This window comes from Hymenobacter sp. UYP22, assembly GCF_040547285.1.
Lineage (GTDB): Bacteria > Bacteroidota > Bacteroidia > Cytophagales > Hymenobacteraceae > Hymenobacter.
In genome coordinates, this window is the sequence record NZ_JBEPPK010000001.1 from 151,300 (window position 1) to 165,902 (window position 14,603).

Sequence of the window (14,603 nt, forward strand, 5' to 3'; positions counted from 1 at the left end):
TGATTAAGCCTGTCAGGCAACGACAGAGTTATGTATGCAAAATGAAAGACAGCTGGTGGTTACTTCAGCTTCATGCGCTCCAGCAGTTTCAGCAGCGAATCCCGGTTCTTAGCGGATTTGATGAACTGCGGCAGCCGCTCCACCATTGTGGCGTAAAGACGCTGATTTCGTTCACGTAATCTGGCTCCGATGTACTGCTCTAGGTAGAGCAAGTGCTCCGGACCGTATGCCCAAAACAGTTCGTCTTTGAAAGAGGCCTGATACCAGAGCGGCAGTTGGAAAAAAGGATCAACGCCATCAAAAGCGTAGGAATAGCCAGTGTGGGCGATATAAGTTGGCTTGTATGATTCAACTCCTCCACACTCAGAGCAACGCACTCTGATGGATTCCTTCTTTTGCTTGACCTCAGAGGTTTCTACTACAATTTTATGGGAACACTGATTACAGTACACCTTCAACACCAAATCAAAAAATACTAGGCTTTTCTCCATCTGATGAAAGCAGTTCAGACAGTGGAATCGACTATTGTACGTAGTGAAGTCTGTTACCACTTCACCTCGCCCCTCGCACTTAGGGCAGCAAACCGTAATACGCTCTTTAAAATGTCTAAGGATCTTATTCTGATCCTTGAAACGAGCGGTTGAAGATGAATCCATAGTTAGAAACCTGCTACAACGAAACGGTAGAGATGCTTCGGCAACCTCCGCATGCCATACTTTACTCCTTATATATACTACCCCGCAAATTCCCGCAGAGCCTGGAGCAGCAGCTCGTTCTCGGCGGGGGTACCCACGGTGAGGCGGAGCGTGCCGGCGCAGCCGGGCTGAGTGGTGCGGTTGCGCACGATGATGCCCCGGGCTACCAGGAAATCGTAAACGGCCGTGGCATCGGAGTGGAAACGGACCAGCAGGAAGTTGGCATCCGAGGGAAACACCTCTGCCACGATGGGCAGCGCGGGCAGTCGCTCGGCCAGCCAGTCGCGACCTACCAGCAGCTGCTCGCGCAGCGCCTCAAACCGGTCGGTGTCGCGCAGGGCCTGCAGGGCGAAGCGCTGCGTGGCCTCCGACACGTTGTAGGGCGGCTTGATTTTGTTGAGGTAGCCGATGATTTCCGGCGAGGCGAAGGCCATACCCAGGCGAAGGCCGGCCAGGCCCCAAGCCTTCGAGAAGGTTTGTAGCACCACCAGGTTCGGGAATTCGGCCAGGCGGGTGGTCCAGCTGAGGGCGGCGGCGAAATCGGCGTAGGCCTCATCTACCACTACCAGCCCACGGAAACCGCGCAGGATTTCCTCTATGTACTGGGCGTGGAGCAGGTTGCCGGTGGGGTTGTTGGGCGAGCAGAGCCACACGATTTTGGCGTCGGAAGCCAGCACGCCGGCCACGATTTCGGGCGAGAGCTGGAAATCGGGCGTCAGCTGCAGACGCTCTACGCGCACATCATTCAGGTTGGCGGCCACCTCGTACATGCCGTAGGTGGGCGGCAGGATCAGCAGGCTGTCGTGGCCGGGCACGCAGGTGAGGCGCACCAGCAGGTCGATGGCCTCATCGGAGCCGTTGCCGAGGAAAATCTGCTCGGGGCGCACGGCTTTAAGCTGGGCTAGCTCCTGCTTCACGGCGCGTTGCAGCGGGTCGGGGTAGCGGTTGAACTGGTCGGGGCCGGCGCTGCCGAGGCTGTTCTCGTTGGCGTCGAGCATGACCTGGGCCTCGCCCTGAAATTCGTCGCGGGCTGACGAGTAGGGCTTCATATCCCGCAGGTTGGGGCGTACGAGGCTATCGAGATTAAACATGAATCACGGATTTAGACGGATTATTCGGATTTCGCGGATTTTGTAGAGCGTCACGCTGAGCTTGCCGAAGCATCTCTATTGCTTTGCCTGATCGAACAAGTCACTCCATACATCAACTAATGATGCATAGAAACTAGTCTGTTCTGTTGCCTCGCCATCACTTCTAACTGAAGCAGCCTCAGCATTGAAGAGAATCTCACGAATAGACTCTATTTCGTCAGTTGTGAGATACACAACATACTGATTGGTCCAAATCTGCTGCGGGGCATTATGCAGCAACGGTTTTTCAAGCGGAGTGCCCGCAAGAATTTGAGAAATTGAAAGAGCCAATTGAACAGCTCCAGCACTGGCCAGGCAAGTACGCGTGGTTTCAAGCGTGGAATAGCTCATGATTTGACTTTGCACTTTCATACTTCAACCAAATAGACTCTGACGCAGGCAAGCGAGATTCCTCGCGAGGGGTGGAATGACGGTCTACTTCATCCAATCTTTACTGCTCCCTGCCGGCCAGGGCTTCCAGGCGGAGCGTGACGGCGCGGGCGTGGGCGCGGAGACCTTCGGCTTCGGCCATGGTTTCTACCACGGGGCCCACGTTCAGCAGGCCTTCGGGGGTGAGGCGCTGGAAGGTGATTTTCTTCAGGAACGAATCCAGTGACACGCCGCTGTAGTTGCGAGCGTAGCCGTTGGTGGGCAGCGTGTGGTTGGTGCCCGAGGCGTAGTCACCCACGGCTTCCGGGGTGAGGTGGCCCAGGAACACGGAGCCGGCGTTGGTCACGCCTTCAGCAAGCTGTTCCGGATTTTTTACGGCCAGAATCAGGTGTTCGGGCGCGTACTGGTTCGAGAAGTAGAGCATTTCCTCCGGCGTACGCAGCAGAATGGCGCGGCTCTCGGTGAGGGCTTGGGCGGCAACTTCCGCCCGGGGCAACTCCCGCAATTGGCGCTCAATTTCCGCTTTCGTCTGCTCCAGTATAGCTACGGAATCAGACAGCAGAATCACCTGGGAGTCGGGGCCGTGCTCGGCCTGGCTGAGCAGGTCGGCGGCTACGAAGGCCGGCGTGGCCGTGGCGTCGGCAATAACCAGCACCTCCGAAGGGCCGGCCGGCATATCAATGGCCACGCCGTAGCGGGTGGCCAGCTGCTTGGCGGCCGTCACGTAGCGGTTGCCGGGGCCGAATATCTTATCCACGGCCGGCACCGAACCGGTACCGCCGCTCAGCGCGGCCACGGCCTGGGCCCCGCCGGCTTTCACGATGGCACTGATTCCCAGCAGCTGGGCTGTGAACAGGATGATGGGATTCACTGAGCCGTCCTTCTGGGGCGGGGTGCAGAGCACGATTTCGGGGCAGCCGGCCAGGCGGGCGGGCACGCCCAGCATCAGCAGGGTGCTGAACAGGGGTGCCGTGCCGCCCGGAATGTAGAGGCCCACCCGCTGCACGGGCACCGCCCGCCGCCAGCAACTTACGCCCGGCATGGTTTCCACCCGCTCCTCCTGGGGAATTTGCGCCTGGTGAAACCGCAGAATATTGGCGTGCGCCTGCCGGATGGCCGTTTGCAGCTCAGCCGGCACCTGGGCCGCGGCGGCCGCCAGCTCCTCGGGACCCACGCGCAAACCACCCGCGAGGTCAGCCCCGTCGAACTGCCGGGCGTAGTCGAGCAGGGCCGCGTCGCCGCGTTGGCGCACATCCTCAAAAATCTGCTGCACGCGCTGCTCCACGTCCTGGGCCTGCTGCTGGGCCGCCCGCTGCTGCAGCGCCGCCCACTCAGCTTGTACCGGATATTGGAAGATGTTCATGGTTAAAGGAGTTAGGAGTTAGGAGCTAGGAGTTGGAAGCAAGGAGTTGGAATAGGACGAGAAACACCAATTTGATTCTAACTCCTGACTCCTTGCTTCTATCTCCTAACTCCTAGCTTCTTCACGAAATCATTTTCTCAATCGGGAGTACCAGGATGCCTTCGGCGCCGACGGCTTTGAGCTGGCTGGTGATGTGCCAGAAATCGTCCTCGTTCACCACCGACTGCACCGATACCCAGCCTTCCTCGGCCAGCTTGGTCACCGTCGGCGACTTGATGCCGGGCAGCAAAGCCTTCACCGCCTCGAGGGCGGCCACGGGCGCATTCAGCACGATGTACTTGTTGCGGCGGGCGCGACGCACGGCCTGCATCCGGAACTGCAGCTGCTCCAGTAATTCCTGCTTTTCAGCGCTCAGGTTCTGGTTGGCAATGAGCACGGCTTCGGAGCGGAATACAGTTTCCACCTCGCGCAGGCCGTTGCCCAGCAGCGTGGAGCCGCTGCTCACAATATCACAAATAGCCTCGGCCAGCCCAATGCTGGGGGCAATTTCCACCGAGCCGCTGATGGTGTGCAGGTTGGCTTTCACGCCGCGCTCGGCGAGGTAATCACCCAGAATGCGGGGGTACGAGGTGGCAATGTTCACGCCCTGTAAATCCTCAATGGAGTCGTAGGCGGCGGCGCGGGGCACGGCCAGGCTCAGGCGGCACTTGCTAAAGCCCAGGCCTTCTACTTCGAGGTTGGGAAAGCCGGCTTCCACCAGCACATTCTGGCCCACGATGCCCAGGTCGGCCACACCGTCCTGCACGTAGCCGGGAATGTCGTCGTCGCGCAGGTAGAGGATTTCGAGGGGAAAGTTGGTGGCTTCGGTTTTGAGCTTGTAAGAAGCCGAGAGGAAGCTGATGCCGCACTCCCGAATCAGGTTCAGGGAGTCTTCGCTTAAGCGGCCCGATTTCTGGATGGCCAGACGGAGCATGTCGTTGGGAAGTAAATGTTGAATTCGGGAGTCGGCAGTGGGTGATTTTGCCCGGTGCGCAACCGCAATTCAAGGATGAGTTGGTGGGGAAACGGGGAAGCAGACCCCAGCGTTGGGAAATGGCCATAATTTGGCCGGGCCACCTGATTTTCGGGGGCCGGGGAACCGGTTGCGGTTCGCCCAACGGGGTCAATATGATGCGTATATTCCTCTAGAAAGAGGAATGGTGCCCGTGATGATGGTGATGCTGAGTCTCAGACGCGCAGGGCCCGGCCAGGCGGCCCGCAGCGGGGGCGGCCAGATGGCTCATGGGGCTCAGGAAAAGCGCGGAGAAGGGCATACGGGGCTCGGGGTAACGGGGCAAAGGTAAGCGCGACGGCCAGAGTTGAAAACTTTTTCACCGAATTTTTACCATAAAAGCCGGACCTTTGCCTTTTCTGCCCCAGAGCCGCCATTCTGGCACCATTGTTTCGGAGCCCACCACTCCGATGGGGTTGCCCGTTGCGGTTTTTCCGCCTCACCTGTTGCTTTCCGCTATGTTTACCATTCGCTTATCGGCTCTTTGTTGGGGCATGGGGCTAAGTTTGGCTTGTGCGCCTCAGCTCGTGCGGGCCCAGACGGCCCCGGCCACCTCCCCAGCTTCTTCTGAGCCAGCCCCCACTCCTGCCTCATCCCAGCCCGTACCTACTACGCCCGCCAGCGCGGTGCCAAGCGGCATGGCGGCTCCGGCCGCTGGCGTGCCCGCCATTCAGCTGCCCCTGCCCCAAGCCAGTCCCCGGGCGTCGGTTTCGCAAACGTTTGGGCTCACGGAAGTAACGGTAGACTACCACGCGCCGGCGGTGCGTAACCGCACGGTGTGGGGCGGGCTGGTGCCCTACGACCAGGTGTGGCGGGCCGGTGCCAATGAAAACACGCTCATCCGCTTTTCTACCCCGGTTTTGCTGCGGGGGCAGTTGGTGCCGGCCGGGCAGTACTCCTACTACGTGGTACCCCACCAGGACCGGGACTGGGAGTTGGCCTTGAACCGCGTGACTACCCACTGGGGAGCCGAGGGCTACGACCAGCGCGACGATATAATTCGGGTGCCGGTGATGCCCGAAACGGCCCCCTACCACGAAAACCTCACGTACTGGTTTTCCGACATCAAGCCCACCGGTGCCCACCTCAACCTCACCTGGGAAAAGCGCACCCTCACCCTGCTCATCGAAACGGAAGTGCACAAGCAGGTGCTAGTGGGCATTGAGCAGGTACTGCAGCAGAAACCTGATGACTGGCAGCTGCTGGCCCAGGCCGCCGATTATCTGGTGCAGAATAACATTCAGCCCGAGCGCGCCCTTACGTGGATTAATGAGTCGTTGAAGCTGCAGGATGCGGCCACCAACAACTGGATCAAGGCCCGTTTGCTGGCCCAGCAGCAGGATTTCGGCACGGCCATCGTGTACGCCCGCAAGGCCATCAAGCTCGGCGACAAGGAGGATACCGCCTTTAAGTCGCAGCTGCCGGGCATGCGCATTGCCCTCACCGAGTGGCAGGCGAAGGCGTATTAGAAGTCAAAGGGAGCAAGTAAAAAGTCAAAGCGCGGCTACGGCTTCCCACTAGGACGTAGCCGCGCTGCCTTTTTACGTGCTGACGTTAGCTTACTTTCTCCTTTTGGCTGTTATTTGCTTCTATGGAGGCCTTCATTGCCCGCTGCCACGCTATTCACCCGCTTTCCCCGGGGCTGGAGGCGGCCCTGCGCCAATTGGTGGGGCGGGAAACGGCTCCGGCCCGCAGCCTGCTGCTGCAACCGGGCCACACGGCCCACAAGCTCTACTTCCTGGAAAGTGGGCTAATTCGGGGCTTTTACCTGAAGGATGGCAAGGAAGTCACGGCCTGGTTTATGCCCGAGGGCCACTTCGTGGCGGCCATTCTCAGCTTTTTCTCCCGGCAGCCTTCCCACGAATACCTGCAGGCCCTGGAGGATTCCGTGCTCTGGTTTATCACCCAGGACCACTTGCAGGCCCTCTACCAGCAGTTTCCCGAGTTCAATTACATTGGCAGGGTACTCACGGAGCAGTATTACGTGCTGAGTGAACAACGGGCGCTGCACCTGCGCATGCTGCCGGCCACCGAGCGGTACGCGCTGCTGGTGCAGCAGTTTCCGGATGTAGCCCGCCGCGTGCCGCTTAAGCTGCTGGCCAGCCACCTGGGCATCACGCCCGAAACCTTGAGCCGCTTGCGCGCCCGCCGCGGCTAAGCCGCCTTTCTTGAGCCGTCGTTCTTGACAAATATCAAGGGAAGTGAGGCCCATACAGGAGACTTTTGACGCATGGTTTCACCAAACGTCAACCCTTATGCTTTCCCTTTACTTTCTGGCCAGCTGTGACTTCTCGTTGTTGCCCAAGCTGGATTTCCCGCCCACCCTCGGCTATATTCTGGCGGTATTCGTGGGCTGCTTCGTGTTGGAACGGCTGGTTCCGGGCTGGCCGCTGCCGCGCATTTCGTCCTGGCCGCTCCGCGTGCTGGCCATCAACGGGGCCCAGTTGGGCGTGGTACTGCTGGCCGGCATAAGTTGGGAGAAGTGGCTGGCAGAGTATTCCCTGCTGCACCTTTCCCGGCACGTGGGCCCGGTGGCGGGCGGCCTGCTGGCTTACGTTGCGGCCACGTTCGTATTTTACTGGTGGCACCGGTGGCGGCACACCGTTGATTTCCTGTGGTTGCACTTTCACCAGATTCATCACAGCCCCCGACGCATTGAGGTGATTACCTCCTTTTACAAGCACCCGCTCGAAATGATGGTTAACTCCGTACTGGGTGGGCTGCTGGTTTTTACGGTGCTGGGCCTGAGTCCGGCGGCCGGGGCCCTGTACACCCTCTGCACGGCCCTGGGGGAGTTTTTCTACCATACCAACGTGCGCACGCCCCAGTGGGTCGGCTACGTATTTCAGCGTCCCGAAATGCACCGTATTCACCACCAGTACCAGAAGCACAGCCACAACTACGGCGACTTACCGCTCTGGGACTGGCTGTTCGGCACTTACCACAATCCGCGGACATTCCAGGCCACTTGTGGCTTCGACGCTGATAAGGAGGAACGCCTCCTCCCAATGCTGTGCTTCCGCGACGTACACCAGGAACCCGGCGAGGACCAGCAACTACCCAGCAACTACCCAGCAAAAACGCAGCCCAAACGCCCTAAAACCGGGCAATAACGCGCAGATTCACCAGGCGGCGGGAAAGGAAGTTGGGTACGGAATACGTTACCCCGTTCAGGTCCTGGATGTAGTTGTAGCCGGCCAGATTGTCGGCGCCCAGCACGTTGAGCACTTCCAGGCTCAGCCAGAGGCTACGGAGCTGCACGGCGCGGCCCTGCTGCTGCTCAGCTTCTGAGCGCAGGCTCAGCACCTTGGTAAAGCCCAGGTCGGCGCGCTTGTAGCTGCGGGTAAGCTTGCTGGTACCGCGCAAATCGGGCGCATCGGGGGGGCTGAAGGGCAGGCCGGTACCAAATACTAGGTTCACGTAGCCTTTCACCGAGGGGTTACCGGGCAAATTGTCCTGCAGAAATACGCCCAGATTCAGCCGCTGATCCGAAGGCCGGCGAATGTAGCCTTTGGGCACGCGGCCGGTGATGCCCCCGTTGGCATCGAATGTATTGATGGAGTCGGCGGCCAGATTCTCACGGGTGGTGAGCACGCCCAGGCTAAACCAGGATTCCGTGCCGGGAATAAACTCCCCACTCACCCGGGCATCAAGGCCGGCGGCGTAGGCGCGGGCATTGTTCTGGGCCTGGTAGCGCAGGCGCACGTTGTCGATGTCGTAGGGCACTACATCGGTGAGGTACTTGTAATAGGCCTCACCGGTGAAGCGGAACGGGCGGCCCCACTGGGTAAAGCGCAGCTCATTGCCCACAATAAAGTGCAGGGAGCGTTGGGCGCGCAAATCCAGGTTTAGTACGCCTTCCTGGCTTTGGGGGGCCCCGGTCTGGTAGCGTAGCTCCCGGTAAAACGGCGGCTGATGGTACAGGCCCACCGCCGCTTTCCAGGCCAGCCGGGGGTTGCGGGCACTAACAAAGGAATATTGCACCCGGGGGCTAAAGGTAACCTGGCGGTTTACCGTCCAGTAGCTGGCGCGGGCCCCGTAGGTGAGCGTGCGCAGGGAGTCGAACCGGATGGTGTGCTGCAGGTAGCCCTGGGTGCGGGTACTTTTCAGGTTCAGGTTGGAGCGCAGGCGGGTCCGGCGGAACTCCGGCACATAATCGGCCGAGTCCACGAAGCTGTATTCGTTTAGTTCATCCTCAATCTGCTCCTGCCCCACTTTCAGGCCCCAGCGCACCGTATTTCGCTCGCCGGGCGTCCAGGTGCCGCGGGTTTCCAGGCTGGCAATGCGGGCCAGCAGGTTGTTGCGGGAGTGCTGAAACCGGGAGCCCAAGCCGCGCCGGTTCAGGTCGCCCCCGTAATCGGGCGAGTTTTGGTCCCGGTTGATTTCGGCAATGCTGTAAGCCGCCTCCACGTCGCGGTACTCAAACTCCCGGGAATAGAGCAGCCCGCCCAACAGCTCCAGCCGCAGGTTGCGCGCCGCGTCGTGATGCAAACGCAGCCCGCCCTGGTACATGTCGTACTGCATCCGTTCCCGCCCGCCGTAGCCGATATACAGACGGGAGAGTTGGTTGGTGCCGGTGCTGAAGGAGCTTTGCCCGCTCTCGGGGTTGAAGCGGAAATCATTGTGGGCAAACGTGTTGAAGATGCTCAGGCCGGTGCGCTCCAGGTTGTCCCTGGGCCCCAGGTTCAGGGTTATCAGGCTCTGGCCGTCGTAGAAGGTGGGGTTGTAGCCGCCCTGCTGCTGCTGCAGGGAGTTGAACACGTACGTGGCATTTTTGTAGCGCACTCCCGCCAGGTAGCTCACCCGCTTATTGGCCGAGGCGGCCCCGACGTGCACCGTGCCGCCCACCAGGCTGGCCGTAGCGGAACCCTCAAACCGGTCGGGCTGCGTGTACTGAATGTCCAGCACCGAGGACAGCTTGTCACCGTACTTGGGCTGCCAGCCCCCGGTCGAAAACTCAATGCGGCTGACTAAATCGGGGTTCACAAAGCTCAGGCCCTCCTGGATAGCAGCCGTAACCAGGAAGGGCCGGTACACCTCAAACCCGTTCACGTACACCAGATTTTCCTCGTAGTTGCCGCCCCGCACCGAGTAGGTGCTGGTCAGCTCGTTGGTGCTAGCCACGCCGGGCAGGGTTTTGAGCACCGCCGAAAAGTCGCCGAAGGGCGAAGGTATTTCCTTGGCCGTGCGGGGTTCCAGCTGCAGAATGCTCACCTGCTCGCGGGTGTCAGCCGCCTCAGTGCGGCCCCGCACCGTTACGTTGCCCAGGGCCCGGCTGTCTTCCTGCATCGTCAGGACCAACTCCCGCTGACTACTCAAATCCAGCTGAATCCGCTCGGTGCGGTGGCCCAGGCGGCGGATAACCAGCACGGGCGGTTTGCTACCCAAAGGCCGCACTACGTTCAGGGCGAAGCGGCCCCGGTCGTCGGTGCTGGTGCCGCCGGGCATGCCTTCCACGCCCACGGCCACCTGCTCCAGGGGCCGGCCCGCCGCGTCGCGCACGGTGCCGGTGAGCAGCACCCGGCTCGTTTGCTGGGCCTGCGCCGGCGCGGGCAACAGGGCCGGTACTACGGGGGCCACAAGCAGCCCCAGCCACACCGCCGACTGAGCCCGGAACTGGGCGCGGAAAATTGCTGGCATTCGGGGAAGGCTAGGTAAGCTCGGCACTGTTCACGGCGGCTCCCAGCTGCTGGCGCATAGTGGCCAGGGTGGCTACGGGATCGGGGGAGCTGAACACGAAGGAACCGGCCACCAGCACGTCGGCCCCGGCTTCTACCAGGGCGCCGGCGTTATCCAGGGTCACACCCCCATCAATTTCAATCAGGGCCTCGGAGCCGCAATCCACCAGCAGCTCTTTCAGGGCCGCCACTTTGCGCAGGGTGTTCGGAATGAAGGCCTGGCCCCCAAAGCCGGGGTTTACCGACATCACGCATACCAGGTCGAGGTCGGCGGCAATGTCCTGCAACACACTCACCGGCGTGTGGGGGTTCAGGGCCACGCCGGCGCGGCAGCCCAACTGCTTGATTTGCTGCACTACGCGGTGCAGGTGGGTACAGGCCTCATAATGCACAGTGATATTGGCAGCACCCGCGTCGCGGAAAGCACCCAGAAAATGTTGGGGTTCCTCAATCATTAAATGCACATCAATGGGCTGCTTGGCGTGGCGGTGCACGGCCTGCAGCACCGGCAGGCCGAAGGAGATATTCGGCACGAAACGGCCATCCATTACGTCAAAATGCAGCCAGTCGGCGGCGGAGCCGGCCAGCCGCTCGGTTTCAAACTGCAGATTGCCAAAATCGGCGGCAAGTAAGGAGGGAGCCAGCAACGGCGCCATGCGACGGGTTGGATTCATAGCGCGAAAGTAACGGAATAGCCCCTGATAGTAATACGATGCCGCAGGAAAAGCCCGGCTACGCGATAAAGCGCCAGGATGGCCAAAAGAACGGCAGGCCACTCCCAGTAGTATGTTGGCCACAAAAAAAGCGCTGGTGCACCCGGCCAAGCAGGTACACCAGCGCTTTACTAGGCTGTGTGGACAGAACAAGCAAGCCTACATAACGCCACCTCATGCCGAGCATGTGGCGCCTTGAGCCAGGGACGAAGCAGCTCGCGTGCTGAGGTTGTGCTAGTAACTTCAACCTCAGCACGCGAGATGCTTGGCCTCCGGATCGGCATGACGTTCCGCTTGGTAGTGAGAAGCGTGACTGTCCACTCAGCCTAGTGGAGGATGGAGCCCCAGAAAAGGCAATCTACTTAGTAGCCGGCTCCTTTTCCCAGGCCCGCCAATCCAGCTTACCATCCTCGGTTTTGCGCAAAAACACGGTCTGGTCGTCGTCCTGGCGTTTGCCGAATGTCACGTCGGCGCGGCAATCCAGGCATTTGAGTGAGGTGTACTTGAACTTGCCCTGCGCCTCGCGGGCGGTCAGGTCCAGATTATCCGACCCGCATACGCCGCACTTGTTTACATCCGGAAAGCTCAGGCGGTCATACTCCGCTACCACTTCGTGAAAATTGGCACCCTGAACGGTGAAGTGAAACTGGCGCTTACCCAGGCGCTTGGTGACCATCATCTGCAACATATACAAGAAGTTTAGTGTGAATCTGCTGACAAAAAGAGCTTTTCAACTGGCAGGAAGTACTGCCTGAAAAGCGAGACAATTTACTAAAATTATTCGCAATTATAAAGCCAATTATATTAGTTATCCAGGTAAACGGCAAGAAAAAAGCAGACCAGTGTGGCCTGCTTTTTTGGTGGCTGAAGGAAAGTTGGTTTAGAGCTTCACAAACCGAACGGTGCGCTGCTCACGCCCATTACTAATTCGGCAGGTATATACTCCCTTGGTGAGTACGCCCGGCTTCAGGCGCACGGCTGCAGCCGAAGTAGGTGCTACCTGCTGCTCGGCTACCAGCGCCCCCCGGCTGTCGTAGATGTGCACTTGCAGGGGTACAGCCTGAAAGTCGACGGCCAGGTGCAGGTACAGCTCATCATCCTTGCTGGGGTTGGGGTAAATTAGCAGGTTCTGGCGCGGGGCGGGCGGGGCCGCGGCCAGGGGCGTGCCGGGGTTGGCCAGGTTATAGGCCCGCACAAAGTTGGGCAACCCGTAACCTATTTCGTCGTTGGGAGTGCCGGCGCGGGTACCGGAGCGCTGCAACAGGCTAATGACCTGCTGGGCCGTGAGCGTGGGGTTGGCTTGCCAGAACCCGGCTACCATACCCGCCAGCACCGGGCAGGAATAGGACGTACCATTGCCCCGGGTAACTGCCCCACTCGCGCTTACAATGGCCGTTTGCACCCCCATAGCGGCCAGGTTGGGCTTGATGCGGCCATCGGCCGTGGGCCCCCGGGAGCTGAAGCCCGCCACTGCCGATAGCGAGTCAACAGCGCCCACGGTCAGGATGGAATCGGCATCGGCCGGGGCGGTGATATAACGCCAGGTGCCGTTGCCCTCGTTACCGGCCGAACTCACCACCACCATCCCCACCCGGGCCGCTACGGTAGCCGCCCGCGTAGAAATGGCCGTGCGCCCGTTCATGTTGGCGTAGGTGTAGTCGATAGAAGGAAAGTCGAAGGTGCTGTAGCCCAGGGAGGAGCTAATCACGTCCACGCCGGCTGAATCGGCTTTTTCGGCCGCAATCAGCCAGTTGGCTTCCTCAATGGGATGTTCCGAAGCGGCATCCTCCGTAATGAACAGGCGGAAAGTAGCTTTGGGAGCAGTGCCGATGTAGGAACCCGACTCGTTGCCGCCAATGGTGGAAAGGCAGTGCGTGCCGTGGTTGTTGCGGGTGTACACCTGGGTATTCTTGTCCACCACATTGAAGGTACTGGCCAAACGCTGCTCCTGGAATATGGAGGCGAAGGCCGAGGCGGAATTCACCCCCGGAAAGCCCGCATCAAATACGGCAATCTGCATGCCTTCACCCCGAAAGCCGGCATCGTGCATCTGCACGGCTCCAATCATCTGGGCCTGGGTGAAGGCCTTGCCGTACTGACTGCGGGTGCCGCGTTCCAGCACCGGGGGCTGGTCGGTGTCCTCGCCTTTCGGCTTGCGGGTGCCGGGCAGGCCCCGGTTCAGGGTTTGGGCCGCGCGCACGCAGGGCAGAGCCTGTACCTGCAGCAGCGTAGCCGAGTCGCAGGCAACCACGGCGGCATTAAACCAGCGGGACGTATACCACACCTGCGCCCCGGAAACGGCCTTTACCTGCTGCACGTAGGCCGGCGACACGGGTAAATCCCGCGGGAGCACGGCAATATTCTGGCGCTGGCGGCGCTGAATGGCTCGGGTAGATAAAAAAGCTTGCGGCTGCGCCACCGAGAACGGCGTGCCGGCTTTATCCTTAAAATACACCAGGTGCTTGCGCACCGTACCGGTGGTTTTGGTGGGTGTGAGCGGCGGGCCAGGAGCAGCCGTAACCGTAAGCGAAGGTGGCAAACTCAGGCCAACAATAAGCAGGAGGCGGGACGAGGTCATTCAGAATAGGATTGACGTGCCGGAAGATACAACGCAGCCTGGAAAATTCACAGTTTCGCGCCGCAACTGCTGCGTTTTCAGGAATGATTTAACAGGCAAAAACCCTGCTCGGAACCGAAGCTCCGGGCAGGGTTTTTACCGGTGGCTTCACGCCAGCTACTCGGAAAGCTAGTTACCGCTTTCAATCAGCACCTCACTGCGCGACTGGCCCAGGTACTTGATGGCGGGGTTGCAGGTACCGGAACCACTCAGCTCATGCGAAAAGCGCCGCCGTACCCGGTACACGGGCCCAATTCCTTCCGCATACGTTGTGCGCAGCACGGTAGTGCCACAAACGTTTATTCCGTTGGCGGCATCCAGGTCATTAAGGGTGGTGACGGTGTTCTGGTAAGAATACGTTTTGCCGGCCCGGGCAATGCTGAAGGCCTGCCCCGCTTGGCGGTAATACCGGTTAGGCACGCGGTTGAGTACCCTGGAGGTATCCGGAGCGAAAAACGTGTCCGTGTTCCAGGAGTTTCCCTCCACTACCGGGAACACCAATTCTACCGTCCGACGCCCGTTGCGCTGCTCAGTCAACGTCTGGCGGCCTACCGTCACGGTCAGCACCGAGTCTGTAGCCCAGGCATCAGCCGGGGTAGCGCGGCGGGAACGGACGACGCGGTACACGGGCTGGCCGGTGGCATCGGGGCTGAGTTCGGCGGCTACCTGCTCCCGAAACTGAAAGCGGCTGGCCGTGGGTACGTTGTTGCGCCAGCTGGTATCAGCCACATCATAAATCCGGTACGCCCCCACGGCCACGGGATAGTATTCGGGGCCGGGGTTGGGCAGCTGCACGGTCTCATTCTGGCAGCCCGCTACGGCCGCCAGCAGCAGAACCGGGCCCAGCCACGCCGCCGTAGTTGGCAGGGCCGGGAAATAAGCGGAATAATTCTTTTTCATAGAAGACAGTTAGCGCCCTGAAAGTACCACAGGTTTAACAGGAATTCATTACGCAACCAGGCCGGG

At 60.3% G+C, this 14,603-nt stretch carries 13 protein-coding genes; 3 read left to right on the forward strand and 10 right to left on the reverse strand.

From position 1 onward, the window contains the following. Nucleotides 1-59 precede the first annotated feature (59 nt). From ABIB60_RS00740 to hisG, 5 genes are all read right to left on the reverse strand, one after another. A complete protein-coding gene (locus ABIB60_RS00740) occupies nucleotides 60-491 on the reverse strand; it encodes a hypothetical protein (RefSeq protein ID WP_354577026.1) in 432 nt (143 codons plus the stop codon). Between the two features lie 242 nt (nucleotides 492-733). Next, a complete protein-coding gene (gene hisC, locus ABIB60_RS00745; RefSeq protein ID WP_354577027.1) occupies nucleotides 734-1,786 on the reverse strand; it encodes a histidinol-phosphate transaminase in 1,053 nt (350 codons plus the stop codon). Nucleotides 1,787-1,861: 75 nt separating this feature from the next. Then, complete coding sequence (locus ABIB60_RS00750; RefSeq protein ID WP_354577028.1) at nucleotides 1,862-2,197, reverse strand: hypothetical protein; 336 nt, start codon at nucleotides 2,195-2,197, stop codon at nucleotides 1,862-1,864. Nucleotides 2,198-2,276: 79 nt separating this feature from the next. Continuing rightward, nucleotides 2,277-3,578, reverse strand: a complete 1,302-nt coding sequence (gene hisD, locus ABIB60_RS00755) for a histidinol dehydrogenase (RefSeq protein WP_354577030.1) — start codon at nucleotides 3,576-3,578, stop codon at nucleotides 2,277-2,279. A gap of 121 nt (nucleotides 3,579-3,699) precedes the next feature. Continuing rightward, nucleotides 3,700-4,551, reverse strand: a complete 852-nt coding sequence (gene hisG / locus ABIB60_RS00760; RefSeq protein ID WP_354577031.1) for an ATP phosphoribosyltransferase — start codon at nucleotides 4,549-4,551, stop codon at nucleotides 3,700-3,702. Nucleotides 4,552-5,087: 536 nt separating this feature from the next. Here hisG and ABIB60_RS00765 point away from each other — a divergent pair. From ABIB60_RS00765 to ABIB60_RS00775, 3 genes are all read left to right on the forward strand, one after another. Continuing rightward, nucleotides 5,088-6,098, forward strand: a complete 1,011-nt coding sequence (locus ABIB60_RS00765; protein WP_354577032.1) for a DUF2911 domain-containing protein — start codon at nucleotides 5,088-5,090, stop codon at nucleotides 6,096-6,098. Between the two features lie 122 nt (nucleotides 6,099-6,220). Further along, entirely contained in the window at nucleotides 6,221-6,787 is a 567-nt protein-coding gene (locus tag ABIB60_RS00770; RefSeq protein ID WP_354577034.1) for a Crp/Fnr family transcriptional regulator, read from the forward strand. Nucleotides 6,788-6,884: 97 nt separating this feature from the next. Next, the gene (locus ABIB60_RS00775) at nucleotides 6,885-7,742 is read left to right on the forward strand and encodes a sterol desaturase family protein (RefSeq protein ID WP_354577035.1); all 858 of its coding nucleotides are present in this window, start codon (nucleotides 6,885-6,887) and stop codon (nucleotides 7,740-7,742) included. On the opposite strand, the gene ABIB60_RS00780 is transcribed toward ABIB60_RS00775, so the two are convergent. The 5 genes from ABIB60_RS00780 to ABIB60_RS00800 form a co-directional block, all read right to left on the reverse strand. Further along, nucleotides 7,726-10,269, reverse strand: coding sequence for a TonB-dependent receptor (locus ABIB60_RS00780; protein ID WP_354577036.1), 2,544 nt, complete (start codon nucleotides 10,267-10,269; stop codon nucleotides 7,726-7,728). The two genes, ABIB60_RS00775 and ABIB60_RS00780, sit on opposite strands and share 17 nt — an antisense overlap. Before the next feature lie 10 nt (nucleotides 10,270-10,279). Beyond that, nucleotides 10,280-10,963, reverse strand: a complete 684-nt coding sequence (gene rpe / locus ABIB60_RS00785; protein WP_354577745.1) for a ribulose-phosphate 3-epimerase — start codon at nucleotides 10,961-10,963, stop codon at nucleotides 10,280-10,282. A gap of 415 nt (nucleotides 10,964-11,378) precedes the next feature. Continuing rightward, nucleotides 11,379-11,708, reverse strand: coding sequence for a hypothetical protein (locus ABIB60_RS00790; RefSeq protein WP_315997601.1), 330 nt, complete (start codon nucleotides 11,706-11,708; stop codon nucleotides 11,379-11,381). A 192-nt stretch (nucleotides 11,709-11,900) separates the two neighbouring features. Then, nucleotides 11,901-13,598 (reverse strand): S8 family serine peptidase, encoded by a 1,698-nt coding sequence (locus ABIB60_RS00795; RefSeq protein WP_354577037.1) that lies wholly within the window; start codon nucleotides 13,596-13,598, stop codon nucleotides 11,901-11,903. A 168-nt stretch (nucleotides 13,599-13,766) separates the two neighbouring features. Further along, nucleotides 13,767-14,537, reverse strand: a complete 771-nt coding sequence (locus ABIB60_RS00800) for a hypothetical protein (RefSeq protein WP_354577038.1) — start codon at nucleotides 14,535-14,537, stop codon at nucleotides 13,767-13,769. Nucleotides 14,538-14,603: the final 66 nt, after the last annotated feature.

Excerpts from the sequence above, each read along its gene's own strand:
- ABIB60_RS00770 (WP_354577034.1), top strand. The coding sequence starts at position 6,221 with ATGGAGGCCTTCATTGCCCGCTGCCACGCTATTCACCCGCTTTCCCCG.
- hisG (WP_354577031.1), bottom strand. The coding sequence starts at position 4,551 with ATGCTCCGTCTGGCCATCCAGAAATCGGGCCGCTTAAGCGAAGACTCC.
- ABIB60_RS00775 (WP_354577035.1), top strand. The coding sequence starts at position 6,885 with ATGCTTTCCCTTTACTTTCTGGCCAGCTGTGACTTCTCGTTGTTGCCC.
- ABIB60_RS00750 (WP_354577028.1), bottom strand. The coding sequence starts at position 2,197 with ATGAAAGTGCAAAGTCAAATCATGAGCTATTCCACGCTTGAAACCACG.
- rpe (WP_354577745.1), bottom strand. The coding sequence starts at position 10,963 with ATGGCGCCGTTGCTGGCTCCCTCCTTACTTGCCGCCGATTTTGGCAAT.
- ABIB60_RS00765 (WP_354577032.1), top strand. The coding sequence starts at position 5,088 with ATGTTTACCATTCGCTTATCGGCTCTTTGTTGGGGCATGGGGCTAAGT.
- ABIB60_RS00800 (WP_354577038.1), bottom strand. The coding sequence starts at position 14,537 with ATGAAAAAGAATTATTCCGCTTATTTCCCGGCCCTGCCAACTACGGCG.
- ABIB60_RS00795 (WP_354577037.1), bottom strand. The coding sequence starts at position 13,598 with ATGACCTCGTCCCGCCTCCTGCTTATTGTTGGCCTGAGTTTGCCACCT.
- hisD (WP_354577030.1), bottom strand. The coding sequence starts at position 3,578 with ATGAACATCTTCCAATATCCGGTACAAGCTGAGTGGGCGGCGCTGCAG.
- ABIB60_RS00740 (WP_354577026.1), bottom strand. The coding sequence starts at position 491 with ATGGAGAAAAGCCTAGTATTTTTTGATTTGGTGTTGAAGGTGTACTGT.
- ABIB60_RS00790 (WP_315997601.1), bottom strand. The coding sequence starts at position 11,708 with ATGTTGCAGATGATGGTCACCAAGCGCCTGGGTAAGCGCCAGTTTCAC.
- ABIB60_RS00780 (WP_354577036.1), bottom strand. The coding sequence starts at position 10,269 with ATGCCAGCAATTTTCCGCGCCCAGTTCCGGGCTCAGTCGGCGGTGTGG.
- hisC (WP_354577027.1), bottom strand. The coding sequence starts at position 1,786 with ATGTTTAATCTCGATAGCCTCGTACGCCCCAACCTGCGGGATATGAAG.